The organism is Ligilactobacillus araffinosus DSM 20653 (genome assembly GCF_001435375.1).
GTDB classification, from domain to species: domain Bacteria; phylum Bacillota; class Bacilli; order Lactobacillales; family Lactobacillaceae; genus Ligilactobacillus; species Ligilactobacillus araffinosus.
Genome location: NZ_AYYZ01000007.1, coordinates 1 through 213, shown reverse-complemented (window position 1 = coordinate 213; position 213 = coordinate 1). Strand labels below are relative to the sequence as shown.

The 213-nt window shown below is 53.5% G+C and carries 2 tRNA genes; both read left to right on the top strand.

The window, feature by feature from the left end:
- Nucleotides 1–63 precede the first annotated feature (63 nt).
- Nucleotides 64–136, top strand: a tRNA-Val gene (locus tag FC64_RS01310).
- A gap of 3 nt (nucleotides 137–139) precedes the next feature.
- Nucleotides 140–212 (top strand) — tRNA-Lys (locus tag FC64_RS01305).
- Nucleotide 213 lies beyond the last annotated feature (1 nt).

Sequence of the window (213 nt, the reverse complement as noted above, 5' to 3'; positions counted from 1 at the left end):
ACGCCGATAGTAGTTGGAGGAACGCCTCCTGCGAGGGTAGGAAGTTGCCGTGCTTATGAATATGGAGGATTAGCTCAGTTGGGAGAGCATCTGCCTTACAAGCAGGGGGTCACAGGTTCGAGCCCTGTATCCTCCATTTGAGTCGCTAGCTCAGTTGGTAGAGCATTGGACTTTTAATCCAAGGGTCGAGGGTTCGAGCCCCTCGCGACTCAT